General features: G+C 68.3%; 23 protein-coding genes. 17 read left to right on the forward strand and 6 right to left on the reverse strand.

Annotation, left to right across the window (positions count from 1 at the left end; all coding sequences use genetic code 11):
• Positions 1 to 13 precede the first annotated feature (13 nt).
• The 12 genes from FBZ89_RS24120 (at position 14) to FBZ89_RS24170 (ending at position 10,639) form a co-directional block, all read left to right on the forward strand.
• A complete protein-coding gene (locus tag FBZ89_RS24120) occupies positions 14 to 1,225 on the forward strand; it encodes a type II secretion system F family protein (RefSeq protein ID WP_145752891.1) in 1,212 nt (403 codons plus the stop codon).
• Positions 1,222 to 2,910 carry a GspE/PulE family protein gene (locus FBZ89_RS24125; RefSeq protein WP_145752893.1) on the forward strand — a complete coding sequence of 563 codons (1,689 nt, stop codon included), beginning with the start codon at positions 1,222 to 1,224 and terminating at the stop codon, positions 2,908 to 2,910. Before FBZ89_RS24120 ends, FBZ89_RS24125 begins: the two co-directional genes overlap by 4 nt.
• Positions 2,903 to 3,742, forward strand: coding sequence for a hypothetical protein (locus FBZ89_RS24130; protein ID WP_145752895.1), 840 nt, complete (start codon positions 2,903 to 2,905; stop codon positions 3,740 to 3,742). Before FBZ89_RS24125 ends, FBZ89_RS24130 begins: the two co-directional genes overlap by 8 nt.
• Positions 3,739 to 4,293: a PilN domain-containing protein gene (locus FBZ89_RS30995; protein WP_186457545.1), complete on the forward strand. Its 555-nt coding sequence runs from the start codon at positions 3,739 to 3,741 to the stop codon at positions 4,291 to 4,293. The genes FBZ89_RS24130 and FBZ89_RS30995 overlap by 4 nt, the downstream gene beginning before the upstream one ends.
• A complete protein-coding gene (locus FBZ89_RS31000) occupies positions 4,290 to 4,910 on the forward strand; it encodes a hypothetical protein (protein WP_186457546.1) in 621 nt (206 codons plus the stop codon). Before FBZ89_RS30995 ends, FBZ89_RS31000 begins: the two co-directional genes overlap by 4 nt.
• The gene (locus tag FBZ89_RS24140) at positions 4,907 to 5,440 is read left to right on the forward strand and encodes a hypothetical protein (protein WP_145752898.1); all 534 of its coding nucleotides are present in this window, start codon (positions 4,907 to 4,909) and stop codon (positions 5,438 to 5,440) included. Before FBZ89_RS31000 ends, FBZ89_RS24140 begins: the two co-directional genes overlap by 4 nt.
• Positions 5,440 to 7,905 (forward strand): cohesin domain-containing protein, encoded by a 2,466-nt coding sequence (locus FBZ89_RS24145; protein WP_246172528.1) that lies wholly within the window; start codon positions 5,440 to 5,442, stop codon positions 7,903 to 7,905. The genes FBZ89_RS24140 and FBZ89_RS24145 overlap by 1 nt, the downstream gene beginning before the upstream one ends.
• Positions 7,902 to 8,387 (forward strand): type II secretion system protein, encoded by a 486-nt coding sequence (locus FBZ89_RS24150; protein ID WP_145752900.1) that lies wholly within the window; start codon positions 7,902 to 7,904, stop codon positions 8,385 to 8,387. The genes FBZ89_RS24145 and FBZ89_RS24150 overlap by 4 nt, the downstream gene beginning before the upstream one ends.
• Before the next feature lie 5 nt (positions 8,388 to 8,392).
• A complete protein-coding gene (locus FBZ89_RS24155; protein WP_211115344.1) occupies positions 8,393 to 8,785 on the forward strand; it encodes a type II secretion system protein in 393 nt (130 codons plus the stop codon).
• Entirely contained in the window at positions 8,785 to 9,363 is a 579-nt protein-coding gene (locus tag FBZ89_RS24160) for a type II secretion system protein (protein WP_186457547.1), read from the forward strand. Before FBZ89_RS24155 ends, FBZ89_RS24160 begins: the two co-directional genes overlap by 1 nt.
• A gap of 29 nt (positions 9,364 to 9,392) precedes the next feature.
• Positions 9,393 to 10,145: a DsbA family protein gene (locus FBZ89_RS24165; protein ID WP_145752903.1), complete on the forward strand. Its 753-nt coding sequence runs from the start codon at positions 9,393 to 9,395 to the stop codon at positions 10,143 to 10,145.
• A gap of 152 nt (positions 10,146 to 10,297) precedes the next feature.
• On the forward strand, positions 10,298 to 10,639 hold the full coding sequence (locus FBZ89_RS24170) for a cupin domain-containing protein (RefSeq protein ID WP_145752905.1): 342 nt from the start codon (positions 10,298 to 10,300) through the stop codon (positions 10,637 to 10,639).
• Here the strand turns inward: FBZ89_RS24170 and FBZ89_RS24175 are convergent.
• The gene (locus FBZ89_RS24175; protein WP_145752906.1) at positions 10,625 to 11,575 is read right to left on the reverse strand and encodes a LysR family transcriptional regulator; all 951 of its coding nucleotides are present in this window, start codon (positions 11,573 to 11,575) and stop codon (positions 10,625 to 10,627) included. The two genes, FBZ89_RS24170 and FBZ89_RS24175, sit on opposite strands and share 15 nt — an antisense overlap.
• Before the next feature lie 113 nt (positions 11,576 to 11,688).
• On the opposite strand from FBZ89_RS24175, the gene FBZ89_RS24180 reads away from it, so the two are divergent.
• Positions 11,689 to 12,480 carry an SDR family NAD(P)-dependent oxidoreductase gene (locus FBZ89_RS24180; RefSeq protein ID WP_145752908.1) on the forward strand — a complete coding sequence of 264 codons (792 nt, stop codon included), beginning with the start codon at positions 11,689 to 11,691 and terminating at the stop codon, positions 12,478 to 12,480.
• Positions 12,481 to 12,582: 102 nt separating this feature from the next.
• Here FBZ89_RS24180 and FBZ89_RS24185 read toward each other — a convergent pair whose 3' ends face one another.
• Positions 12,583 to 13,740 carry an SGNH/GDSL hydrolase family protein gene (locus FBZ89_RS24185; protein ID WP_211115345.1) on the reverse strand — a complete coding sequence of 386 codons (1,158 nt, stop codon included), beginning with the start codon at positions 13,738 to 13,740 and terminating at the stop codon, positions 12,583 to 12,585.
• Positions 13,741 to 14,025: 285 nt separating this feature from the next.
• Between FBZ89_RS24185 and FBZ89_RS24190 the strand changes: the two genes are divergently transcribed.
• Both FBZ89_RS24190 and FBZ89_RS24195 read left to right on the forward strand, forming a co-directional pair.
• Positions 14,026 to 16,074, forward strand: coding sequence for a PAS domain-containing sensor histidine kinase (locus FBZ89_RS24190; RefSeq protein WP_145752912.1), 2,049 nt, complete (start codon positions 14,026 to 14,028; stop codon positions 16,072 to 16,074).
• Between the two features lie 116 nt (positions 16,075 to 16,190).
• Positions 16,191 to 16,628: a response regulator transcription factor gene (locus tag FBZ89_RS24195; protein WP_145752913.1), complete on the forward strand. Its 438-nt coding sequence runs from the start codon at positions 16,191 to 16,193 to the stop codon at positions 16,626 to 16,628.
• Between the two features lie 49 nt (positions 16,629 to 16,677).
• Here FBZ89_RS24195 and FBZ89_RS24200 read toward each other — a convergent pair whose 3' ends face one another.
• Both FBZ89_RS24200 and FBZ89_RS24205 read right to left on the reverse strand, forming a co-directional pair.
• Positions 16,678 to 17,031, reverse strand: coding sequence for a hypothetical protein (locus FBZ89_RS24200; protein WP_145752914.1), 354 nt, complete (start codon positions 17,029 to 17,031; stop codon positions 16,678 to 16,680).
• 307 nt (positions 17,032 to 17,338) lie between these two features.
• Entirely contained in the window at positions 17,339 to 18,232 is an 894-nt protein-coding gene (locus FBZ89_RS24205; protein WP_145752916.1) for a manganese catalase family protein, read from the reverse strand.
• A gap of 718 nt (positions 18,233 to 18,950) precedes the next feature.
• On the opposite strand from FBZ89_RS24205, the gene FBZ89_RS24210 reads away from it, so the two are divergent.
• Positions 18,951 to 20,441, forward strand: coding sequence for an ATPase domain-containing protein (locus FBZ89_RS24210; protein ID WP_145752918.1), 1,491 nt, complete (start codon positions 18,951 to 18,953; stop codon positions 20,439 to 20,441).
• The gene (locus FBZ89_RS24215) at positions 20,438 to 22,903 is read left to right on the forward strand and encodes a response regulator (RefSeq protein WP_211115347.1); all 2,466 of its coding nucleotides are present in this window, start codon (positions 20,438 to 20,440) and stop codon (positions 22,901 to 22,903) included. Before FBZ89_RS24210 ends, FBZ89_RS24215 begins: the two co-directional genes overlap by 4 nt.
• A gap of 64 nt (positions 22,904 to 22,967) precedes the next feature.
• Here FBZ89_RS24215 and FBZ89_RS24220 read toward each other — a convergent pair whose 3' ends face one another.
• Complete coding sequence (locus tag FBZ89_RS24220) at positions 22,968 to 24,863, reverse strand: hybrid sensor histidine kinase/response regulator (protein WP_145752919.1); 1,896 nt, start codon at positions 24,861 to 24,863, stop codon at positions 22,968 to 22,970.
• 327 nt (positions 24,864 to 25,190) lie between these two features.
• A complete protein-coding gene (locus FBZ89_RS32085) occupies positions 25,191 to 25,364 on the reverse strand; it encodes a KGG domain-containing protein (RefSeq protein WP_145752921.1) in 174 nt (57 codons plus the stop codon).
• Positions 25,365 to 25,653: the final 289 nt, after the last annotated feature.

The following is a 25,653-nucleotide window of genomic DNA, read 5'->3' on the forward strand; positions in this document are numbered from 1 at the left end:
GGGATCATTTCGAATGCGGTATGAGGTCCGGGCGCTGTCGCCCGATCACCTGATGACCCAGCTGATCCTGGATGCCCAGGACGAGGACGACGCGCGCCGCCAGGCGGCGATGCGCGGCCTGGCCGTGGCCGAGGTGTGGCCGGCCAAGGGCCTGCGGATGCCAGGCACCCTTGGCGGTCCCTTCGGGGGTGCCACGGCGCGCCAGTGGTCCCTGGTGCTGTTCAGCCAGGAACTGTTGGCGCTGCTGCGCGCCGGCCTCTCCATCGTCGAAGGGCTGGAGGCGCTGCTGGAGAAGGAGGCGAACGAGACCGCGCGCACGATCCTGCAGCGCCTGCTGGCCGGCCTGCGCGACGGCAAGCGCCTGTCCGTCGTGCTGGCGGAACAGCCGGCGCACTTCCCGCCCCTGTATGTCGGCATCGTCCGCGCGGCGGAGGGCACCAGCGACCTGCCCCGCTCGCTGGCGCGCTACCTCGATTACCGCCAGCGGGTGGATGGTGTGCGCGGCAAGGTGGTCAGCGCCGCCATCTATCCCTGCATCCTGGCCCTGGTGGGCGGCGCCGTGTCCTTTTTCCTGGTGGGCTACGTCGTTCCCAGCTTCGCCCAGATCTACCAGGGCACCGGACGTTCCCTGCCCTTCCTGTCGCGCCTGCTGATGGATTGGGGCCGCTTCGCCGGGGCGCATTCCGCGCCACTGGCGGCGGGCATTGTCGCCCTGGCCGCCGTGGTCGCCCTCGGTGCCCGGCATGTCGTCCGGCGCGGCGGCGTGGGCCGGCTGCTGGCCGTCATTCCCGGCATGGCGGCGCGGGTGCGGATTTACGAGCTGTCGCGCCTCTACCTCACCATGGGCATGCTGCTGGAAGGTGGCATCACCGTGGTCGCCGCCATGACCTCCATCCAAGGCATGATGTCGGCCGACGTGGCCGCCCGCCTGCGACTATCCCGCGAGGCCGTGCAGGCCGGCACGCCCCTGTCCGACGCCTTCGAGGCCCAGGGCCTGGCCACGCCCATCTCGCTGCGCATGCTGCGCGTGGGCGAACGCTCGGGCGAACTGGGCGCCATGCTCACCCGCTCCGCCGAGTTCTACGACGGGGAGATCGGGCGTTGGATCGACCGCTTCACCCGCGTCTTCGAACCCCTGCTGATGGCCGCCATCGGCATCATCGTCGGCGCCATCGTCGTGTTGCTCTACATGCCCATCTTCGACCTGGCGGACAGCCTGCAATGAGCCAAGACGCCCCCTTTCTGACTTTGGATGACAAGGCCTTGCTGCGCCGGGCGCGGCAGGCAGCACTGACCAGCCGGCGCGGCATCCTGGCGGAGTTCGACACCCTGGCCGGCGGGGAGCCGCGCCAGCGCCTGCACCGCCTGGGCCAGGTGCTGGGCCTGCCCGTGCTGGAGACGGCGGCCATGTTGGCCATGACGCCGGCCCTGGACCTGCTGCCCCTGCCCCGCGCCATGCAGCGCCACTGCGCCCTGCTGCGCGCCGAGGGCGGTGGACTGCTGGCCGCTGTCCCCGACCCCTTCGACGCCGACCTGCTGACCTGGCTGGAAACCCAGGCGGGGGCCGAGATGGGCGTGGCCCTGGCCCTGCAGGCGGACATCCACGCCTATCTGTCCAAGCTGGAAGAGTCCGTGCGCGCCATGGACAGCGTGGTGCAGGCCGGCGACGGCGACCGCCGCGACGGCCGCACCGCCGCCATCCTGTCCTTCGCCAGCGTCAGCGAGGCCGCCAGCCCGGCGGTGAAGCTGGTCAATTCCACCCTCTACGACGCGCTGAAGGCCGGCGCGTCGGACATCCACATGGAAAGCACGGCCACCGGGCTGGCCATCAAGTACCGCGTCGACGGCGTGCTGGACCGGGGCGCGGCGATCAATGGCACGGAGACGGCGGAGCAGGTCATCAGCCGCCTGAAGGTGCTGGCCGAACTGGACATCGCCGAGCGCCGCGTGCCGCAGGACGGCAGCTTCCGGGTGGAAGCGGCGGGCCGGGAGATCGACCTGCGCGTCTCCATCATGCCCAGCATCCATGGCGAGGACGCCGTCATCCGCATCCTGGACAAGCGCGCCATGATGGCGGCCTACGGCGCGCTCAGCCTGGAAACGCTGGGCTTCGACGCCGCTTCGCTGGCCATCCTGCGGGAGTTGGCGGAGGAGCCGCACGGCATGTTGCTGGTCACCGGCCCCACCGGTTCGGGCAAGACCACGACGCTGTACGCCGCGCTGACGGAAATCCACAACGGGCGCGACAAGATCATCACCATCGAGGACCCGGTGGAATACCAGCTGCCGGGCATCCTCCAGATCCCGGTGAACGAGCGCAAGGGCCTGACCTTCGCCAAGGGCCTGCGCAGCATCCTGCGGCACGACCCGGACAAGATCATGGTGGGCGAAATCCGCGACCGGGAAACGGCGGAGATCGCGGTGCAGTCCGCGCTGACCGGCCATCTGGTGCTGACCACCGTGCACGCCAACAGCGTGTTCGACGTCTTCGGCCGCTTCACCCACATGGGCATCGACCCCTACGCCTTCGTCTCCGCCCTCAACGGCATCTGGGCCCAGCGCCTGATCCGCGTGAACTGCCCCCACTGCGCCGCCGACTACGTGCCGGAGGATGGGGAGTTGCAGCGCCTGGGCCTGACGGGGGAGGCCATCTCCGGCTTCCGCTTCCGCCGTGGCCCGGGCTGCGGTGATTGCCGGGGCACGGGCTACAAGGGCCGGCGCGCCATCGCCGAGATCCTGACCCTGACGGATGAGCTGCGCGAGATGGTGGTGGAGAAAAGCCCCATACGCCTGATCAAGGACACGGCCTACCGCAACGGCACGCGCAGCCTGCGCGACGTGGCCATGGCCCTGGCGCGCGAGGGCGGCACCACCCTGGCCGAGGTCAAGCGGGTGACCCAGCATGCGTAAGCCCCCCCTCCCCGCCCTCACCCGTTTCCTGGGCGGCCGGCTGGAGCTGACGCTGACCCGTGCCAGCCTGTCGCTGGCCCTACGGCGCACGGCTTGGGGGGCCTCCGTTCCCCTGGTGGAGCTGCCGTTGGCCAACACCTTCCACCCGGACATGCTGGCCCCCACCCTGGCGGCGGGCCGCCTTGCCGGCCTGCCGCTGTCGGTCACGCTGGGCGACGATTTGGTGCGGCTGTTCATGGTGGCGCCGCCCGGCAACGCGCGCGGCCTGGGCGACATCCGCGCCGTGGCGGCGCTGCGCTTCCAGCGCCTCTACGGCGACGACCTGGCCGCCTGGCGCCTGACCTTCGACGCGGCGGTGGACCGGCCCTTCCTGGCCTGCGCCATGCCGCAGGCGCTGCACGCCACCCTGCTGGACCTGGCCCGAACGCACCGGTTGGCGCTGACCGTCCTCACCCCGCGCTTCGTCACCGCCTGGAATGCCGAACACCGGCGGCTGAATGGGGCCTGGCTGGGCGTGGCGCAAGAGGGGGCGATCACCCTGGGATGTGTGGACGTTCCGCCCGGCGGGGGCGCCGCCGGCCTGATGGCGGTGCATCGCCTGGCCCTGCCGCCGGGGGCGGACGCCCGCTGGCTGCGCGATCAACTGCGCGTCGTGGCGCTACGCCATGGCCTGGCGGACCCGGTGGCCGTCAAGCTGGTGGGACGCCCCCCGGCCGGCCTGACCGCCCCCACAACGGGCACGCCCACCCTGACATGGCAGCCGCCCGCGCCGCGGCCCACGGCCGCCCAGGCGTTCGCTTACCTTTTCGGCGGGGGGCAGCGCGCGGGATGAGACGGCAGAGCATCAACTTCGCCCCCCACGGCTACACCCGGCTGAAACAGGAAACCCCCGCCGCCGCCAAGGTGCTGGGCATCCTCGGCCTGGGCCTTTGCCTGGCGGCGGCGCTGGAGGCGCGCGACCGGCTGGACCGCCTGTCGGCGCTGGACCACGCGGTGGCGCGGGCGGAGGGCGATCTGGCGGCACGCGCCGGCCGGCGGGCGCCCGTGGCCGACATCCCCATCCCCGAAGCGCAGGCCACGGCGGTGAACGGCGCGGTGCGGCAGTTGAACCTGCCCTGGCGCGCCGTGCTGGACGCGGTGGAGGCGGGCACGCCCAAGACCGTCGCCCTGTTGTCGCTGGAGCCCGACGTGCGGCGCGGCCTGGTGCGCATCGAGGCGGAAGCGGCGGATGGCGAGACCATGCTGGCCTATGTGAAACAGTTGAAGCAGCAGCCCCTGCTGGCCGGCGCCGTGCTGGTGAAGCACCGGACGGAGGAAACCAATGCGCGCCGCCCCCTGCGCTTCCAGATCGAGGCCGGGCTGGCCGCCGGGGGGACGCCATGAGCCTGCTGGCCACCCCCGCCCCCACCTTGCTGCTGCGCGCCCGCCTGGCCCTGGGCCGCGCCGGCTGGACCAGCCTGCTGGCTGGCGTCTTGTTCATCGCGGGCGCCGCCGCCTTCCTCATCGGCCTGCCCGCCCTGCAGGCGCGGGTGGACGCCCGCCAGGCCGACCTGGCGCAGGTGACGGCGCGGGTGGCCAGGGCCGGGCGGCAGCCCCAGCCGGCCGCCGCCCCGCTGCCGCCGGCGCAGCGCAACCTGCAAGCCTTCTATGACGCGTTGGGCGACGTGCGTTATGTCGACCAGGACGTGGCCGTCATCCTGGACGAGGCCGATCGCCAGGGCCTGACCATCGCCCAGGCCGACTACAAGCTGGGCTATGAGAAGAACGGCCTCTATCACGTCTACACCATGCAGATGCCGGTGACGGGCAGCTACGCCGCCATCCGCGCCTTCTGCCGGCAGGTGCTGCTGTCCCTGCCCTATGCCGCCCTGGAAGAGGTCAGCGTCAAGCGCGCCGCCATTGGCGACGCGACGGTGGAGGCGCGGCTGCGCCTGGCGTTGTACCTCGACGGCCCGGCGGACTACGCGCCGGGCAAGCCGGTGGACGGGGGTGCGCGATGAAGGCCCGCCAAGCCCTGATGCTGGCGGCCCTGGCCGCGTCCGCCGGCCTTGCCATCTTCGGCGACCGCACGCCCAACGGCGGCGGCGAGACGGTGGAGCCAGCGCCGCGCCCGCAGCCGGCGGCGGCGGCTCCCAAGGCGGCCACGCCCACCGCCAAGCACAAGCACGCGGCGGTCATCCTGGCCCTGCTGCCGCGCGAAGACCTGATGGGACCGCGCGATGAGGAGCGGCCGGAGTCCACGCTGTTCATCGCGCAGAGCCTGGACCGGGCGCCGGCGGGGGCCGGCACCCAGATGCCCGTGGCGGTGTCGTCCGCCACGCCGGGGCTGCCCTTCACCTACCTGGGCAAGAAGTACGAGAACGCGGCGTGGGAGGTCTACCTGGCCATCGGGGACCAGACCTACTTCGTGCGCGAGGGCACGGTCATCGACCAGAAGTACGCGGTCAACCAGATCAGGCCGCCGGTGCTGACGATGACCTACCTACCAACCAAGCAGCAACAGACGATGACGATCGGCGGGGAAGAGTGATGGGGGTTGTGAGGGGGTGGCGATCCGGCGCGCGCACAGGGATTTCCCTGCTGCTCAGCGTGGCGCTGACGGCCTGTGCCGGGCATTCCGCCTATCAGGACGGCGTGAGCCTGGTGGCCGAAGGCAAGATGGACGACGGCCTGGCCAAGCTGCAGGAGGCCTATCGCCAGGATCCGCGCGACGTGCAGGTCCGCACCGCCTATCTGCAGACGCGGGAGCGGGCCCTGACCACGGATGTGGAGCGCGCGGACAAGCTGGCCGCCGCCGGCTCGTATGACGAGGCGCGCGCCCTTTACCGCCACGCCCTGAGCCTGAACGCCAATTACGAGCGCGCGCAGGACGGCCTGGCGGCATTGGAGGCCCGCGCCCGGCAGGCCGGCTGGATGAACGAGGCCGACGCCCTGCTGTCGCGCGGCCAGGTGGACGCCGCCAGCCAGAAGCTGGCCCGCGTGTTGACGGAGGCGCCGGCCGACCCGCGCGCCCAGGCGCTGAAGCACGCCATCGACACGCGCCTCGCCGCCTCGACGCCCCAGGCGCGGCTGGCCCAGGTCTACCACAAGCCCATCACCATCGAGTTCAAGGATGTCAGCCTGAAGCAGGTGTTCGAGGTCATCGCCCACACCTCGGGCCTGAACTTCCTGTTCGACAAGGATGTGAAGACGGACCAGCGCACCTCGATCTTCCTGAGGAACAGCACCATCGAGGCGGCGGTGCGCCTGGTGCTGCTGACCAACCAGCTGGAACAGCAGGTGCTGGACGGCAACACGGTGCTGATCTACCCCAACACCCAGGCCAAGCAGAAAGACTATCAGGAACTGAGCGTCCGCACCTTCTACCTGGCCAACGCCGAGGCCAAGACCATCGCCAACACCCTGAAGACCATCATCAAGGTGCGCGACATCGCGGTGGACGAAAAGCTGAACATGGTCATCGTTCGCGACACGCCCGAGGCCATCCGCATGGCGGAAAAGCTGGTGGCGGTGGAGGACGTGCCGGACCCCGAGGTCATGCTGGACGTGGAGGTGCTGGAGATCCAGCGCAGCAAGCTGCAGAACTTCGGCATCCAATGGCCGGCCTCCGCCAGCTTCCAGCCGTCGCCCCTGGGCAGCATCACGACCGGCGGCGACAGCTCCTCCAGCGGCTCGTCGGGCAGCGGCAGCGGCAACACCAGCTCCGCCGTGTCGCTGTATGACCTGACGCACCAGACCACGCGCAATATCGGCGTCAGCGTGGGCAGCGCCACGGCCAACGCCAACCTGCAGGATTCCGACGCGCGCCTGCTGACCAACCCGCGCATCCGGGTGCGCAACCATGAGAAGGCCAAAATCCTGATCGGGCAGCGGCTGCCCAACATCACCTCCACCGCCACCTCGACGGGGTTCCTGTCGCAGTCGGTGAACTACATCGACGTGGGCCTGACCCTGAATGTGGAGCCCACGATCTACCTGGACGACAACGTCGGCATCAAGCTGACGCTGGAGGTCAGCAGCATCATCCGCCAGGTGACGACGCAGACCGGCACCAGCGCATACGAAATCGGCACCCGCACGGCCAGCACGGCCCTGCGCCTGAAGAACGGGGAGACCGACGTGCTGGCCGGCCTGATCGACAGCCAGGAACGCACCTCGGGCAACAAGCTGCCGGGCCTGGGCGACGTGCCCGTGCTGGGCCGCCTGTTCGGCGCCACCACGGACGACGACCAGAAGACGGAAATCGTCCTGTCCATCACCCCGCACCTGGTGCGCAACCTGCAACGCCCCGACGTGAACGACGCCATGTTCAATGCCGGCACCGAGACCAGCATGCACACCGCCCTGCCCGGTTCCGGCGGCAGCGTGTCCACCACCTCCACCGTCACCACCACCGTGGCACCGGTATCGCCCATGCCGCCGGCCGCCCCCAACGCCACCAGCGGCACCGGGTCGTCGTCCACCACCGGCGGTGGCACGGGGGCAGTGAATGACCTGGGCCTCGGCCTCAGCCAGAATGGCGTGGGCGGCACGGTCGGCGGGTCGGCAGAGGAAGGGGCCGTGGGCGCCGTGCCGGGGGCCGGTACCGCCCAGCTGCAGCTGCAGGGCAGCAACCAGGCGGCGGTGGGCGGCACCGTCACCGTGAACCTGCTGGCGCAGGCGACGCAGGGGGTCACCAGCTTCCCCGTCACCCTGGGTTTCGATGCCGCCAAGCTGCAGGTCACCAACATCGCGGAAGGGCCCTTCTTGAAGCAGAACGGCGCCAGCACCAATTTTTCCAGCCGCCTGGGCAACGGCCAGGTCATCATCGCCGACAGCAGCACCGGGGGCGCCGGCGTCACCAGCCAGGGCGTCCTGGCCACGGTGACCTTCAAGGCGCTGGCCACCGGGCCGGCCAGCGTGCAGGTGGCCTCCGCCTCTCCCATCGGGGTGGACGGCGTGCCCATCACCCTGCTGTCGCCCAGCCCCTACACCGTGCAGGTCGCCGCCAAATGACGGGGCGGCGCACCTCGGAGGCGGGGTTCACGCTGGTGGAACTCCTGGTTACGCTGGCCATCGTCGGCCTGCTGGCCACGCTGGTCCTGCCCGTGGCCCAGGTGGCGACCCAGCGGACGCAGGAGACCGAGCTGCGCCGTGCCCTGCGCGACATCCGCGCCGCCATCGACGCCTATCACCGCGCCAGCGACGACGGCCGCATCGCCAAGGAGGCCGGGACCACGGGCTATCCCCCCGACCTGGACGTGCTGGTGACGGGGGTGGAGGACCAGAAGGATCCGGAGAAGCACAAGATCTATTTCCTGCGCCGGCTGCCGCGCAACCCGCTGGCCGGCGATCCCGACCTGGCCGACGCCGCCACCTGGGCCAAACGCAGCTATGCCAGCGAACCCGACGACCCGCAGGAGGGCGACGACGTCTATGACGTCTACGCCGCCAGCCCGCGGCTGGGCCTCAACGGCATCCCCTACAACAAATGGTGAGGGCCATGACACGACGCGCGGCGAAGAGGCGCTCGGCGGGCTTCACCCTGGTGGAACTGCTGGTGGTCATGGCCATCATCGGCATGCTGCTGAGCCTGGCCCTGCCCCGCTATTACCACGCCATCGACACCTCCAAGGAGCGAGTGCTGGCGGAAAACCTGCGCGTCACCCGCGACGCCATCGACAAGTTCTACGGCGACACCGGCCGCTATCCCGAAGCCCTGGACGAGCTGGTGCAGAAGCATTACCTGCGGGCCCTGCCCTTCGACCCGGTGGCCGACAGTGACAGCGCCTGGATCATCGTCCCGCCGGAGGAGCAGTTCACCGGCAACGTCTACGACATCAAAAGCGGGGCGCCGGGCACCAGCCATGATGGCAAGGCCTTCGGGGACATGTGATGCAGGACCGCCATGACGCCATCCGCCCCGATGAAGCCGGCTTCACCTACCTGGGCCTGCTGATCATCCTGGCCATCATCGGGGTGGTGGCCGCGGCCAGCTTGCAGGCCGGCGCCCTGGTGCAGCGGCGTACGGCCGAGGAAAGCTTGCTGGATATCGGGTCGGACTTCCGCACCGCCTTGCGCAGCTACGCCGACAGCACGCCCGCCGGCCTGCCCCGATCCCCCCGCACCTTGCAGGACCTGGTGCGCGATCCGCGCTATCCGGGCGTGCGCCGCTACCTGCGCCGGGTGCCGCCCGACCCCTTGGGCGGCGACCTGCCCTGGGGTCTGGTCATGAGCCCGGATGGCGCCGGCATCATCGGCATCTACAGCCAGGCGCCGGGCCATCCCATCAAGCGGGACAATTTCCCGGCGGCCTACCAAGACTTCCGCAACCGCGACAGCTATGCCGACTGGGTCTTCACCCAGGCGCCGGCCCGTAATTCCCAGTTGCCCTCGCGTCCCATTCCCCTGGGCCCGGGTGCGTCCCCGCCATCCAGCCCCGGCGCCGGCGCCACCCCCTCCGGCCCCCGCTGATCCCCTCCGCAATCCAGGACCGACCGCCCGTGCGAACCACCCTTTCCGCCCTGATGACATCCTGCCTGCTGCTGGCCGGCACCGCCGCCCAGGCCGCGCAACCGGCCACCCGGCAGCCGGATGATCTTGACGCCCGCATCCACGCCTATCTCCTGGCCCACCCGGAGGTGCTGACGGAAATGCAGCAGGCCCTGGCGGCCAAGCAGGCGGCGGAGCGGGAGGCACAGACCCGTGCCACCCTGGCCGCCAACCACGACGCCCTGGTGGCCGACGCCGGGGATGCCGTCCTGGGCAACCCCAAGGGCGACGTCACCATCGTGGAATTCTTTGATGACGAGTGCCCCTACTGCAAGATGATGGCGCCCACACTGGAAGTGGTGGTGAAGACCGATCCCGGCGTGCGCGTGGTGCTGAAGGAACTGGCCGTCCTGGGCCCCGGCTCGGAAATCGCGGCACGCTATGCCCTGGCGGCCCAGCAACAGGGCAAATACCTGGCGCTGCACGCCGCCCTGATGGCCGACAAGACGCCGGAACACCAGCTGACCGAGGCGCGCGTGAAGGAAATCGCGGCCGGCGCCGGCCTGGACACCGCCCGGCTGGAGCGGGACAGCCAGTCGGCGGACATCGTCGTCCGGCTGCAGCGCACCCGCGCGCTCGCCCAGACCATCGGCATCCGGGGCACGCCCGGCCTGGTCATCGGCGACGCCGTGCATTCCGGCGCCATGACGCCGGACGCCCTGGTCAAGGCCATCGCCGCCGCGCGGGCCGCGAAGGCGCCCTGACCAAACACCACGACGGGCCGGAACCGCGGGAAAAAAATTTATTCAGTGCGAAATCTCTGTCAAGAGGGGGAGAACGCCGCCATCGTTGCCGCCCAGCCGCGGCGGCGCCACACTGCCTGAGTGCCCGTGATACCGTGAAGGGGACCGCCCTGATGGCCATACCCGGCAATCTGCTGACCGCCCTGCCCCCGGCCCGGGACGCGGAATGCTTCACCGACATCCTGCGCCGGCCCGGCTGTCGCATTGAGCGTATCGTGTCCCAGGGGCAGGTGACGCCGATCGACCAACCTTACGTTCAGGCGCATGACGAATGGGTGCTGGTCCTGGCCGGCGCCGCGCGGGTGGAGGTGGAGGGCACGGAAACGGCCCTGGCGCCCGGCGACCATTTGTTCATCCCGGCCAACGCCAGCCATCGGGTGACCTTCACCGACGCCGACCAGCCCACCGTCTGGCTGGCCATCCACATCGGCGAGACCAGGTCACCCCACGAATGAGGACATGGCCGGCGGCTTAATGGCTCCCACGAACAACGGCGACGCCGCCACCACATTGACCATATGGTCAATGAAAGCGCGCACTCGGCGAGGCACTTGGCCACCGCCGACATATACGGCGTTGATCGTTTCCAGATCGCCGGGATTATAGGCTTCCAACACAGGCACCAGGTCCCCCCGCGCCATGGCGTCAACCACGTGCCAATGGCTGAGCCGTGCCAGCCCTATGCCTGCCAGGGCCATCTGTCGCAAGGTCTCGCCATTGTTCACCAGCAGGCTGCCGGCCACCGGCACCTCCACCTCGCGGCCGTCCTCCCGAAAGGGCCAGCCCACGCGACTGCGGCGGAAATTGAAGCCCAGGCAGTTGTGCTGGGCGAGGTCCGCCGGGCTTCGCGGCGTGCCCTTGCGGGCCAGGTAATCGGGAGCGGCGCAGATCACCCGGCGGCTCTGCCCCAGCTTGCGTGCCACCAGGGCACTGTCGGGCAGCGTACCCACGCGGAAGGCCAGGTCGGCCTTCTGCGCCAGCAGGTTCACCACGTCGTCGGTGAAGCTGAGATCGATGGTCAACTCGGGATGGCGCGCCAGGAAAACCGGAAGGGCAGGCGCCAGGACATGCGTGCCAAAGGGGACGGAGGCGTTGATGACCAGCCGGCCGCGCACGGTGCCCGCCCCCACCGCCTGATCGGCGTCGTCCAGCGCCCGCAGGGCCCGCTCCGCCGCCTGCAGATAACCCCGTCCCTCGTCCGTCAGGGTCAGCGCCCGGGTGGTTCGGTTCAGCAGGCGGGCGCCCAGCCGCGCCTCCAGCCGGGCGATCAGCTTGCTGACGGCGGACGGCGTCAGGTCCAGGGTGCGGGCGGCGGCGGAAAAGCCCCCTTCCCGCACCACGCGGACGAACACCTCCATCTCGCCAGAGCGTTCCATCTGCACGCGCGCCATTTGTGCCTGCCATTCATAGATATTATTCTTCCATACTCCATACTCCCACCGCCGATCGCTGCCTAGATTTGGCGTCGAAACGTCATCGGGACGTGATGGAAGGAGTATGGGTCATGGACCTGAAGATCGCGGGCAAGACGGCCCTGGTCACCGGATCGACGGCCGGCATCGGACTGGAAATCGCCCGCAAGCTGGCGCTGGAGGGGGCAGCCGTCATCGTTGCGGGCCGTGACGGCCGGAAGCTGGACCAGGCGGTCGCCGGCATCCGCGCCTCGGGCGGCGTCGATGTGAGCGGCGTGCGCGCCGACATCACCACAGCCGACGGCGCGGCCGACCTGCTGGGCCAGGTGCCGTCGGTCGACATCCTGGTCAACAACCTGGGCATCTATGAAAGCAAGTCCTTCGCCGAAATCTCGGACGCGGACTGGCAGCGCTATTTCGACGTCAACGTCATGAGCGGCGTGCGCCTGACGCGCCACTATTTCCCGCAGATGCTGGCCCGCAACGAGGGCCGGGTCATCTTCGTCTCCAGCGAGACGGGCCTGGCAGTGGATCCGGCCATGATCCACTACGCCATGACCAAGACGGCGCAGCTGTCCATCGCGCGCGGCCTGGCCGGCCAGACCAAGGGCACGCGGGTGACCGTCAATTCGGTGATGCCCGGCCCCACCCGGTCGGAAGGCATCGTGGATTTCCTGCGTAGCGTGTCCAGCAAGCCGGACGCCACGGTGGCCGAGGCGGAGGCCGAGTTCTTCGCCACCGCCCGATCCGGATCGCTGCTGCAACGCATGATAGAACCGGAGGAGATCGCCAACATGGTGGCCTTCCTGGCCAGCCCCCTATCGGCCGCCACCAACGGCGCCGCCATCCGGCTGGAAGGCGGGCTGATCAACACCCTGGCGTGAGATGGAGGCGCCCCATCGGCCACCCCCATCGCCCAACGTGGAAGTTCTGATTTCAGAACTTCCATGGGCCGCGAGGGCGCGCACCCTCCGCCGCGCCTGGGGTCACTTGGCTTGCCATACCTCGGAATGGGCATCCATGTAGTCGCCCAGCGCCTTGGCGATCTTGGCGTCGTCGGCCAGGCTGGGATGGGAATGACAGCCGCTGAAGGCGATGTCGTGCATGGGCAGGAAGGCCAGGCGGTTCTCCCCGGCCGCGTGCAGCTTGTCCGCCACCTTGGCCACTTCCGCCGCGATCTCGCCATCGGCCATGTCGGTCGCCCACAGCAGGAAATAGGCCTGGGGATTGTGGGCGCGCAGGGCTTTCACGAAGTCGACGTAGGTTGCCTCATAATCGGCGTGCAGGGCGTCGCGCGTCGCCCACTTCTCCCCGGCATGTAGCTGGGTGGTGAAGTCGTTGGTACCCAGGGCGATGACGATGACCTGGGGATGCCAAGCCGCATCTTCATAGCGGACGGCATGGTCGAACAGGGTGTAAGGGTAGGCCTGCGGCAGGGTGTCCGCGGCGAAGCCGTTGTAGTTGCGGACGATGCCCCGGCCGGAAATGGCGTTCACCTGGTAATCGGCACCGTAGCGGCCGGCCAGGCGCGGCGCGATGCCCTGCGAGGTATCGGTTGTGTCCCACACCTCGGCCGTCGTGCATGTCTGCTGGAACGCCGCCTGGTCCGCAATGTTGCCGTAGCCCACGGTGTGGCTGTCGCCGATAAACTCGATCTGCCGCGCCCGGGCCGGAGTGGGCAGCGGCTTGGTGCCCGCCGGGGCGTAAAAACCGCCAAAGGCGCTGGGGCCGGCCTGGGTTTCGCTGGCGGTGTCGACACGCAGGGTGTGTGCGCCCGGCTTCAGTCCCGTGACGCGATAGATGCCCGGCTTAGGCTTCACCAGCGCCGTCGGCGTGCCGCCATCGACGCTGATGCGCAGGCTGACGTCGCCCGGGCCCACGCGGAACAGCGCCGAGCTGCCCTGGAACCGGCTCTCGACATAGGTGCCCGGCCATTGCCGGCGGAAACCGCCGTCGGTCCCCTCGGCCAACACCCGGCCGCCGATGTGCCCCGGCAGGGCCGTGGCGCCGGCGGGCAGATCGGCCACAGGTTCCACCTTGGGCGCCCCCTTGAGGGACGGCGGCTCCTTGGCCAGGACCGGGCCGGCAGCCAGGGTGGCCGTAAGCGACAGAACGAACGCCGACAGAACGTTTAGGGACTTCACCGCTTTCCTCCCAGCATCAGACTTATATGCCAAATGGCGGGAGAGTAGCGGTATCGGTTGCCGGCTGCCAGTGCGGGAACGGAAGCGCCCCCGGCTGGCCATACGGATGCGGCCGCAAGATGCCCTCCAGCCCGATGCGGCGCAGCAATTCGGCCCGCACCCGGTCGGCCACGCGCGGATTTCGTTGCACAAATGCGATACTATTTACGAACCGCTAGGCCCTTGATTATCCTGGCCGCTACGCAACACCGCAGGCCCGGCCTGGACAGAATAACACGGCGGATCATGGGCCCCTCTCCTTCGCCCCCCCATCGGCCGGCGCCCCCCCATCGGCCGGCGCCGCACCGGCGGTCGCGGTCCCTGGCGACGCTGGCTGGCCATGGCCGCACCCAATGCCTGGCCGCGGCCGTGCTGGCGCTGTTGATCTTTTCCGCCGATGCCTTCAGCCCGCTGCAGGGCGCGGTGGCGGTGCTGCACACCGCCGTCGTGCTGCTGGTCGCCATCTCCCACGGCCGCCGGGCGGTGATGCTCACGGGCCTGGCCTGCGCTGCGCTGACCGGCGGCGCCTTCCTGGCCGGCCATATGGATGACCTGTCGGAAGGGGCGGCCATGCGCCTGGCCGTCAGCCTGACGGCCATCCTCATCACCACCCTGCTGTCGCTCAGCAATCGCAGCGCCCGCACCGCCATGGCGGAGCAGGCCCGCATCCTGGAGCTGACGCACGACACCGTGGTCATCCACGACGCCGACGGCATCATCCGCTATTGGAACGATGGCGCGGAACATCTGTACGGCTGGACCCGGGAGGAGGCGCTGGGCCAACCCTGTCAGCAGCTGCTGCAGACCGCTTATCCGGCGGACGAGGTGCGCCAAGCCCTCGCCCAGGCCGGCCACTGGTCCGGCGAGCTGACACGGGTGCGCCGCGACGGTCGCCGCATCGTGCTGGCCAGCCGCTGGCTGGCGCGCTTCAACGGCCAGGGCGGTAACATCGGCATTATCGAGACCAGCGCCGACCTGACGGAACAGCGGCGGGCGGACGCGGAACGCCAAAGATCCGAGGGACGCTATCGCGCCATCTTCAACGCCGCCGGCTTCGCCATCTGGGAGTCGGACTGGACGGACGCCTTCCGCGTGCTGGAAAGGGCGCGCGACCTGGGTGGCGGCGACCTCAAGGCCGGCCTGGCCCTGCACCCCGACCTGATCCGGCAGGCGGGTCAAGCGACCCGCATCCGCGCCATCAACGCCGCCGCCGTCCGCCTGTTCGAGGCGGAGGGGGCGGAGCAGCTGCTGGCGGGCAGCATCGTCGCCATGTACACACCCAGCAGCGAGGCCGCCCTGGTCCAGGTGTTCGCCGCCCTGTCGGCGGGTGAGCGCATGGTGGAAGCGGAGGGCCAATTCCGCACCCTGTCGGGCGGCATGGTGGACGTGGTGCTGCGCGTCACCGTCCCGCCGGAGGATGAGGACTGGTCGCGCATCCTGGTCATGGCGCTGGACGTGACGGAGCGCAACCAGGTCCAGGCCAAGCTGGCGCAGCTCAGGACCGAACTGGCGCATGTATCGCGCATGAGCACGCTGGGCCAGCTGGCGGCATCCATCGCGCATGAAGTCAACCAGCCGCTGTCGGCCATCATCACCTATGGCAAGACGGGCCGCCGCTGGCTGGCGCGCGGGCCCGAGCATGCGCATGAGGTGGAGGACTGCCTGCAGCATGTGGTGACCAACGGCACCCGCGCCGCCGACGTCATCGCCCGCATCCGCGCCCTGGCCCGCAAGGCGCCGCCCAAGACCGACACCCTGGTGGTGGAGGCCCTGGTGGCCGAAACCGTGGCCTTGGTGGGGCGCGAGGTGCAGGCCAAGGCCATCGCCGTCCGCGTCCTGTGCCCGTCCGACCTGCCGCCGGTGCGGGGTGACAAGGTGCAGGTGCAGCAGGTGCTGATGAACCTGCTGATGAATGCCATCCAGGCCACCGCCGCGCAGGGGAACCCGCTGGTGGACGGCGATACGGCCCGCGACATCACCATCCTGGCGGAGCGGGCGGATAATCTGGTCAGGGTTTCCGTACGGGACAGCGGCGGCGGCATTCAGGACGTGGAACCGGCGACCTTGTTCGAACCCTTCTTCACCACCAAGGCCGATGGCATGGGCATGGGCCTGTCTATCTGCCGCTCCATCATCGAGGCGCACGGCGGGCAGATCACTGCGGCCAACAACGACGGTGCCGCCCCCGGAAGCGGCCGCCCGGGCGCCACCTTCGCCTTCACCCTGCCGGCGGCGCCGGAGGAGCGGGCGGCTGGCGACGGCGTCGGGGAAAGTGGCGGCATGCACGCCGCGTGATCGCCGTGCCAAGTCGCCGGCCCCCGGACACCTGACACCCGAATTAACATCTATGTATGATGGGCCCCCGCCCGCCCCCAGGGTACAGGGATGCGTTCAAGGAGGCGTGCGGCACGATGGGCGCGCATCCCCACCAGCCGTCATCCGGCGGGTGCGTGTCTGAAGGCGGAGTAAGGGCCCTGAGCAATCCCATTATCGCGATCGTCGACGATGACGCGGAAGTCCGCGGCAGCCTGCTGAGCCTCATGCGCTCCGCCGGGTTCGATGCCCGGGGATTCGACGGGGCGGTGGCATTCCTGGACTCCCCCGCGCGGGGCCAGGCCGCCTGCCTGGTCACCGACCTGCACATGCCGGTCATGGACGGGTTGGCCCTGCAGGCGGCGCTGCGGGACGCCGGAAACGACCTGCCCATCATCATCATGACCGCCTTCGCCGATCCCGCCCTGAGCCAGCGGGCGCTGGACGCCGGTGCCGCGGCCTTCCTGTGCAAGCCCTTGGACCCTGAAGATTTGCTGACCCGGGTTGAAGCGGCGGTGGCGGGGCGGGACCGATAGCCTATCCAACCGCGCGCTTCCCACGGAGACCTGGCGGACGGGCCCCGCGTCAGGGCGTCCGGCCAGCGAGACGATTTATGAAGTCGCGGTCGGGCGGCATGCCCACCTCGGGCGCGGCGATGCTGGACGGGCGGTCATGCATGCCCGCCAGCCCGGTGATGAACCGCCGCGCCGGATCCTCCCCCAACTGAGCCTCGGGGGCCGGCTGAGCCGTGGGCCCGGGCTGAGCTTCAAGGTGGACGGGATCGTGCGGCACCCCGGCGTCCCGCTCCCCCGCCAATGACGCGATGAAGGCTTTCGCCGGGTCATCCGGCCGCGCGGCGAGCGCCGGGCTGGACATAATTCCAATCAGGATCAAGGCGCCAATGGGCGCGCGCAGCACTCTCTGGACAGAGGCGGACATCTTTTGTCTCCGGCAATGCGCCGCGCCGCCGCCCCGAAAGGGGACACAGGCGAGGAGCCATTCGTGACCCCGCATTGCTGGGCAGGGCGCAGCATCAAGTTACCCCACCAAAATATGTGATGAGTGATGGGTTTGCTATACCATCACTCATCATAATCCCGGATATCAGCCATGCCCGGATAAAAAAAGCCACGCCGGCGACAAGCCGGCGTGGCGTATAAGGGGGCCACCATGGGCCCCCGAAGGTGCTTTTCCAGCGTTCGGGCAGGTGCCCAGGCCCTAACGCCCGGCCAACGCCCAGGTGGAATCAAACATCCGCCATCTCCGCCGCGACCTTGCCGGACCCGAGGTCGGCGCCGGTCACAGGGTCGCTTTCGGGGTTCGACATGGTGCGGGCCATCAGGGCCCGGGCGGCCTCCTTCTGCGCGTCGGTCAAGGTGACGGACGGCAAGCCGTCGCCGCCGTCCAGCGGCAGGCTGCCCTCCACATCGTCCAGCCGTTGCCAGGCCCCGCCGGTGTTCCACGGGCCTTCGGTGTCCCCTTCGCCTTGGGACGTGTTGACGTAAAGGTCGGCGAATTCGGCCTTGCCCGGCAGCTTTCCCGGCGGGAAGTTGGGTTCGATGGCGTAGAGTGCCTTCTCGAACGATTTCTGGTGCGCGATCTCCCGCGTCATGAGGAAACCCAGGGCGTCCTTGATGCCGGGATCGTCGGTGACATTGATCAGCCGTTCGTAGACGATCTTGGCCCGGCTCTCCGCCGCGATGTTGGAGCGCAAGTCACAGGTGGGATCGCCGATGCTGTCGATGTAGGCCGCTGTCCACGGCACGCCGGAGGAGTTGGTCAGCGACGGCCCGCCACCATACAGCAGCGACTGGGTATGGCTGTCGCCGCCCTGGTTCAGCGCGGCATAGAGGTCGGCCTCCGCCATGTTGGCCTCGGCCAGGTCACCCTTGATGCCCTTGTTCAGCATGGCGACGATGCTGCCGATGATCTCCAGGTGGCTCAGCTCCTCCGTGGCGATGTCGAACAGCATGTCCTTGCGGCCGGGGTCGGTCTCACCCAGCGCCTGGGTGAAATAGCGCATGGCGGCCGCCAGCTCGCCCTGCGGGCCGCCGAACTGCTCCAGCATCAGGCTGGCCAGGACGGGGTTGGGTTCGGCGACCCGCACCGTGTATTGCAGGCGCTTGTTGTGCATGAACATCGTCTTCGTCCTTCTGATTCCTGTCGTGACCCATGGGCGACGGCGCGCGCCCTGGAAGCGCCTTTTAAAAGGCTACGAATCTGGAATTGTTCCAGTAAAACGAAACGTCAAAAGTAATTGCCGAGACATAGCTTCGCTTATGTGTGGGGATTCATAATAATTCTCAGTGGAATTATTGAGATTCCCACCGCCTCCCTCATCGCCACGGAACCGGCGGCGCTGGCCCGGTTTGTCTGCACACGGGGGGAGGTGCCCAGCGCGTTGCCGCCGCCCAAGACCGGACGGTCGTGTCAGCCTGCCGGTTCATCGGAAGGAACCCTCCACAGCCATCGGGGTATGGCCGTGTCAAGAAGCTTGAACCCCACCGGTTCCCCAAGGCGCGTCGTCCGGCCATCGGGGGTATTCCCGAGGAATTCCAGCGGGGCCGTTCCGCATATTCCGGCTTATGTCCCTATGGCCGATTTCTCGCTGTGGAATTCGATGTTTTTCTTTCTGCCGATTGGGAACTTCCCAGAACCACTCCTCCCCACCGGTTTTTTTTACAATCCCGCTCCTGGCCCGCCTTCTCGTCATTCACCGTGCTAAAGGCCGGGTTCGCCGGAACCACCGACGGGTTCCGAGGTTGGGAGCCCTCAGCCGGGGGGGCATCCGGGCGGGGGGGCATCCGGGGGGGAGCGTCCGCAATCTGTAATTCGGAACGAGGGCCGCCTTGGTTGAAATGAACACCCTGTCATCCAGGGCCGCAACCGGTATACCCGGCTTGGACGATGTTCTGGCCGGCGGGCTGTCGCGCCGTCACGTTTTCCTGCTGGAAGGGGAGCCTGGGTCGGGAAAGACGACCATCGCCTTGCAGTTCCTGCTTCAAGGGGCGGCCGAGGGAGAGCGCACCCTCTATGTCACCATGTCCGAGACGGAGGCCGAACTCCGCGAGGGTGCCGCCGCGCGGGGATGGGCTTTGCCGCCCAGCATCCAGATATTGGAGCTGGTGTCGCCCGAGGCGCTTCTGGACGCGGATCAACGCCAGACCTTGATCCACGCCTCGGATCTGGAACTCGGCGAGAGCATGGAGCGCCTGGTCGAAGAGGTCGAACGCGTCAAGCCTGACCGCATTGCCTTGGACAGCCTGTCGGAACTGCGCCTTCTCGCCCAAAGCTCTCTGCGGTATCGCCGCCAGGTGCTGACGCTGAAGCATTACTTCGCCAGCCTGGGTGCCACAGTCCTGATGCTGGACGACCTGACCACCGACACCTGGGACAGGACGGTTCACAGCGTCGCCCACGGCGTCGTACACCTTGAACAGCTGGCCCCCGCCTACGGCGCCGAACGCCGGCGGCTGAGGGTGCTCAAATATCGGGGAACGGCCTTCAGAGGCGGCTTCCACGACTTCATCATCAGCGCCGAGGGTGTCCGCGTCTTTCCCCGCCTGGTCGCCATTGAACACAAGACGCGCTTCGCGCGCGACGAGCTGAAGAGCGGCAACCCCGCCCTGGACCGGCTTCTGGGTGGCGGGGTGGAAGCGGGTTCCAGCACGCTGGTCATCGGTCCGGCGGGAACCGGGAAGTCGATGCTCGCCATAACTTTCGTCGTCGCCGCTGTCGCACGCGGCGAAAAGGCGGCGATCTTCGCATTCGATGAAGAGATCGGCCTGCTCTTCAAGCGGATGAAGGCCTTCGGCATCGATCTGGAGGCGCTGCGCAAAAGGGGTGACGTGTTCGTCGAGCAGGTGGACGCGGCGGAACTGTCGCCCGGCGAATTCTCGCACCGGGTGCGCGCCGCCGTCGACGAGCAGGGGATCAAGACCGTCGTCATCGACAGCCTGACGGGCTATGAGGCGGCCATGCCGGAGGAACGCGCCTTGGTCCTTCACCTTCACGAAGTCCTGCTCTACCTCAACCGCCAGGGGGTCACGACATTCGTGACGGTGGCGCAGCACGGGCTGTTCGGCAGCATGGAGAGCCCGGTTGAGATCACCTACCTTGCCGACACCGTGATCCTGCTGCGCTATTTCGAGGCCGACGGCGATATCCGCAGGGCGATGTCCGTCGTGAAGAAGCGGACCGGCCCGCATGAAAGCACCATTCGGGAATACCGCATCGCGGATGGCGGCCTTCAATTGGGCGAACCCCTGCGCACCCTTCAGGGCGTGCTGCGGGGGACCCCGCTCTATACCGGCGCGCAGGCCGCCCTGTTTGACGGAAATCCAGCGTGATCCCTGGGCAGCAGTCCCTTCGCACCCTGATCCTGACGCCGATGGGGCGCGATGCGAAAATCGCGGCCGGCATCCTGGACGACGCGGGTCTTTCGTCATTCATCTGCGCCGACATGGGCGAGCTGCATCAACAACTCCTCACCGGGGCCGGCATGGTGCTGGTGACCGAGGAGGCGTTGCTGAAAGCCGACCCGGACCCCCTGTTCCGCTGGGTGGCGGAGCAGCCGTCCTGGTCCGATCTGCCCTTCATCGTGCTGACCCTGCGCTCCACCCCCGTCATCGGGCCCACGGCCCAGGTTGTGGCCGATGGATTAGGCAACGTCACCTTCGTGGAGCGGCCGTTCCGTCCAACCTCGCTGGTCAGCGTGATCCGATCCGCCGCCCGGGGACGCCGGCGGCAGTATGAGGCCCGCAGCCGCATCGAGGAGTTGCGGGAAAACCGCGACCTGCTGGCCCGCCAAACCCACATGCTGGAACTGCTGAACCGGACCGCCATGCAAATTGCGGCCGGCCTTGACCTGCGGGCGGTGGGACAACGCGTCATCGACGCCGGCGTGGAATTGACCGGGGCGGCCTATGGCGCCTTCCACGCCACCGCCACCGGAGGGGCCGGCCAGCCCTTTGCCTGGTCGGGCGCGCAGGCGGATATCTTCACGGCGTTTCCCATGCCGTTGGACCTGATCCGCAGTGACGACATCGCCCGGGACCGGCGGCATGATGGAAATGGTCTGAAACAGGTAACGCCCCGCATGGCCAGCTATCTGGCCGTGCCCGTCCTCTCGCGCTCGGGCGACAGGCTCGGCGGCTTGTTCTTCGGCCATCCGGACGCCGGCGTTTTCGATGAGCGGTCGGCGCTGATGGCAAGCGGCCTAGCCGCCCAGGCGGGCGTCGCCATGGACAACGCGCGCCTGTTCCAGAACGTGCAAGACGCCAACGCGACCCTGGAGGCGCGGGTCGAGGAGCGCACGCGCGAGCGCGACCGCATGTGGCGGCTGTCGAACGACCTGATGGCCGTCCTGGATGCCGAAGGCGCGCTGCTATCCGTGAACCACGCCTGGACGACCGCGCTGGGGTGGCCGGAAGAGCACCTGCGGGTCACCAGCCTGTTCGATCTGGTCCACCCCGAGGATGCCGGCGGCATCAAGCACCAGATGCGGCGGCTGAAACGCGGCGATCCGATATCGAACTTCGAGGGGCGGCTGCGCGCGGAGGATGGAAGTTTCCGCAGGATCGCCTGGACAGCATCGCCCGATGAAGGGCTGCTCTATACCGTCGGGCGCGACATCACGGCCCAGCGTGAAATCGAAGAACAACTGCGCCAGTCGCAGAAGATGGAAGCCGTGGGCCAGCTCACCGGCGGCATCGCCCATGACTTCAACAATCTTCTTCAGGGCATCACCGGGTCACTGGATCTCGTCAACCGCCGGCTGATGCAAGGACGGACCAGCGATGTGGAACGCTTCACCGCCGCGGCCATGGCCTCGGCCAATCGCGCCGGCGCCCTGACACACCGCCTTCTGGCATTCTCCCGCCGCCAGCCGCTGAAACCGACGTCGGTCGATGCCAACAGCCTCGTCGCCTCCATGGCGGAACTGCTGCGCCGGAGCCTGGGGGAGCGCATCGATCTGGAACTCATGCCGGCGGACGGCCTGTGGCCGACGCTGTGCGACCCCAACCAGCTTGAGAACGCCATCCTGAACCTGTGCATCAACGCGCGCGACGCCATGCCGGATGGCGGCAGGCTTTTGATCGGGACGCGCAACGTCCATCTGGACGGGCGGCATGTCGTGGATGCCGGCGATGTGCGGCCCGGACGCTATGTCTGCGTTTTCGTGACCGACACCGGCATGGGCATGTCCCCGGAAACGATCCGCCGGGCCTTCGATCCCTTTTTCACCACCAAGCCGCTGGGCCAGGGGACGGGGCTGGGCCTGTCCATGATCTACGGCTTCATGCGCCAGTCCGAAGGGTACGCCCGGATCGAAAGCGACCTGGGCAAAGGCACGACGGTCAAGCTTTACCTTCCGCACCACGGCGGGCAGACGGACGCCCCGGCGGCGAACCTGGCGACGCTGCCGGAAGACAATCGCGCGCGCTCGGATGAAGTTGTCCTGGTCGTCGAGGACGAGCCGGTGGTGCGCAAGCTGATCGTCGAGCTGCTGGGCGACCTGGGATATCGGGTGCTGGAGGCGGACGATGGGCCATCGGGCCTGGCTATCCTGCAATCGGACCAGCAGATCGACCTGCTGATCACCGATGTCGGGCTTCCCGGCCTCAATGGCCGGCAGATCGCCGACGCCGCCCGCCCGGCGCGGCCCGGCCTCAAGGTCCTGTTCATGACCGGCTATGCCGAAAACGCCATGCCCTCGCACGATTTCCTGGCGCAGGGCATGGAGTTGATCACCAAGCCGTTCCCCATGGATGTCCTGGCCCAGCGCCTCAGGAAGATCATGGCGCAATAAGACGACGCCCCCGGAACCGGGGACGCGGCCGCCTGTGAGCTGAAGCGCACGGGATAGGGCCGCGTCAGGCGGCCTCAAGCGCGTTGCCGATGGCCAGGGCGAGTTCCTCGATGCGGTAGGGCTTGGCAAGCACTTGATAGCCCTGTTGCGCGGCCGCCTCTTCACTGTAGCCGGTGGAAAGGATGATCGGCAGGTCGGCGCGCAGGCGCTTGACCTCCCGCGCCAGGTCCAGCCCGTTTATCGCGCCCGGCATGACGATGTCACTGAACAGCAGATCGAAGTCCCGGCCGGCCAGGATGAGGTCCAGCGCCTCCTGGCCGCTGGGCACGTGCGTCACGTTGTAGCCCAAATCCTCCAGCGCGGATCCGATGATGGGCGCCAGGATGGGGTCGTCCTCCGCCACCAGGATGCGGGCGGTGCCACGGGGGGCGAAGGCCTGGGGCGAACCCTGGGACCCTTTGGGCGCATCCGCCGCCCGGGGCAATATCAAGGACACGGTCGTGCCGGTCCCCACGGCGCTGTCGATCCGGGCGGCCCCGCCCGACTGGTGGGCGAAACCGTAAACCTGGGACAAGCCCAATCCGGTGCCCTTGCCCGTCGCCTTGGTGGTGAAAAACGGGTCGAAGGCGCGGGCCACCACCTCGGGCGGCATGCCGCCCCCGGTATCGGACAGATAGACCCGCACCGCGTCGGTCCGCCCTTGCCAGGCGCCGACGTTTTCCGCGCCCAGCACCAGCCTGCCGCCCGCCAGCATGGCGTCGCGGGCGTTGGCCGCCAGGTTCAGCAGCGCCACCTCCAGCTGGACGGGGTCGGTCTGCACCGGCCAGACACCGCCGGGCAGCGCCAGCGTCACCTCGATATCGCTGCGGACCACCTGCTTGATCAGCCCGATGCAGCTGAGCAGGGCGTTCCGCAGGTCCACCGGCTCCACATCCATCTGGCGCTGGCGCGAAAAGGTCATGAGCTGCTGTATCAGCTTGGTGCCCCGGTCCACGGCCTGCATCCCGGCCTCCACCAGGCGCGCGTTGCGTCTTTTGTCTTCGCCGCGGCCGATCATCTGCAGGCACCCGGAGATGGCCTGCAGCAGATTGTTGAAGTCGTGGGCCATGCCGCCCGTCAGCTGGCCGATTGCCTCCATCTTCTGGGCGTGGCGCAGCCGTTCCTCCAGCTCCCGGCGTTCGGTGTTGTCGCGGGTGATCTTGGCGAAGCCCACCAGCTTGCCGTTGTCGTCCCGGATGGCGTCGATGATCACATGCGCCCAGAACCGGGTGCCGTCCTTGCGGACACGCCACCCCTCCTTCTCATAACGGCCCTCGGCCTCCGCGATTGTCAGCGCGCGGGCGGGCAACCCGGCGGCCAGATCCTCCTCGGTATAGAAGCGCGAGAAATGTTCGCCGACGATCTCTTCGCTGCGGTATCCCTTGATCCGCTCGGCCCCGGCGTTCCAGTTGGTCACGTGGCCGGTGGGGTCCAGCATGTAGATCGCATAGTCGGTGACGCTTTGGACCAGCAGGCGGAAGCGTGCCTCGCTTTCCCGCAGGGCCTGCTGGGCCTCGCGCCGCTCCGTGATGTCCCGGGTGACTTTGGCGAAGCCGATCAGGGTGCCGGCCTCATCCCTGACGGGGTCAATCACGACGCTGGCCCAGAACCGCGTCCCGTCCTTGCGCACGCGCCAACCCTCGGCCTCGAACCGGCCCTCGTTGGTGGCGATGGCCAGGGCCCGCTCGGGCACTCCGGCCTCGCGGTCTTCCTGCGTGTAGAAGCGGGAAAAGTGCTGGCCCAGGATCTCATCGGCCTCATAGCCTTTGAAGCGCCGGGCGCCGGGGTTCCAGCTGCTGACCACGCCGGTCGCGTCCAACATGTAGATCGCGTAGTCGTGGATGGCGTCCACGAGACGCTGGAACCGCCGGCTGTCGCCCCCTTGCGCTTCACCGGTCGCGATATCCGTTTCCAACGGCATGCCCTCAATCATGCGGCGGTCGCGAAATAGGACCGCCGATGTCTTATCCAGTCGTCATTTAGATCATGGGGGGGACCAACAATTCCATTAATGAAAGCGGGATATTTATTTGGTCGTAATAGAGGATAATTGAACTTCTTTAAGTCTTTGGCGCCTATACGCGAATGGGTTCTGGCCACGCCGCCGACGTGGCCAGAACCTGCCGGCCGCCTGGAGGAAGCGAAGGCGGCTGGCTTCGGAAAGTGGCGGGGTTGTCCGGATGGGATGGCCGCCGCCGCCTTCAACCCACGGGAGTTACCGGCGTATCAAAGCGATCCCGCACTCGCCCTAGCGGTGCCCGTGGGACGCTTCGCCGCCCTTCCAGCCCGCCTCCGACGCGCGTTCCGGCAGGAAGGCGTGGGTGGCGCCGAATATGCCCTGTAACGCACGGCCCGCGCCGGCTCCGGCGCTACAAGGTAGGACACCACCAGGCGCACAGATCGCCCGCGAAAAGTAGTCCATGGCTGGGCCACAGCCACCAGGGCAAATGCGCGACGGGCAAATAGGCCTGGCTAGAGGCCAAGCCGATGGTACAAGGCACGTTCTGGATCAGCGTGACCCGAACCAAACGGCCTGTCATGTCCGCCGCGCGCACTGTGGCGACATCGTTCAGCCGCCCAAGCTGCACCCACGCAGGCGAAGCCGGGAGGGAGCAACGCTGTTTGGGTGGACGGCCCCATGGCATCGGATGCCAAAGTTGGGTTGTCACACTCCAACACGAGGGCCGCCCTTATGGACTATAAACGGATAG

This window comes from Nitrospirillum amazonense (genome assembly GCF_007828045.1).
Lineage (GTDB): Bacteria > Pseudomonadota > Alphaproteobacteria > Azospirillales > Azospirillaceae > Nitrospirillum > Nitrospirillum amazonense_C.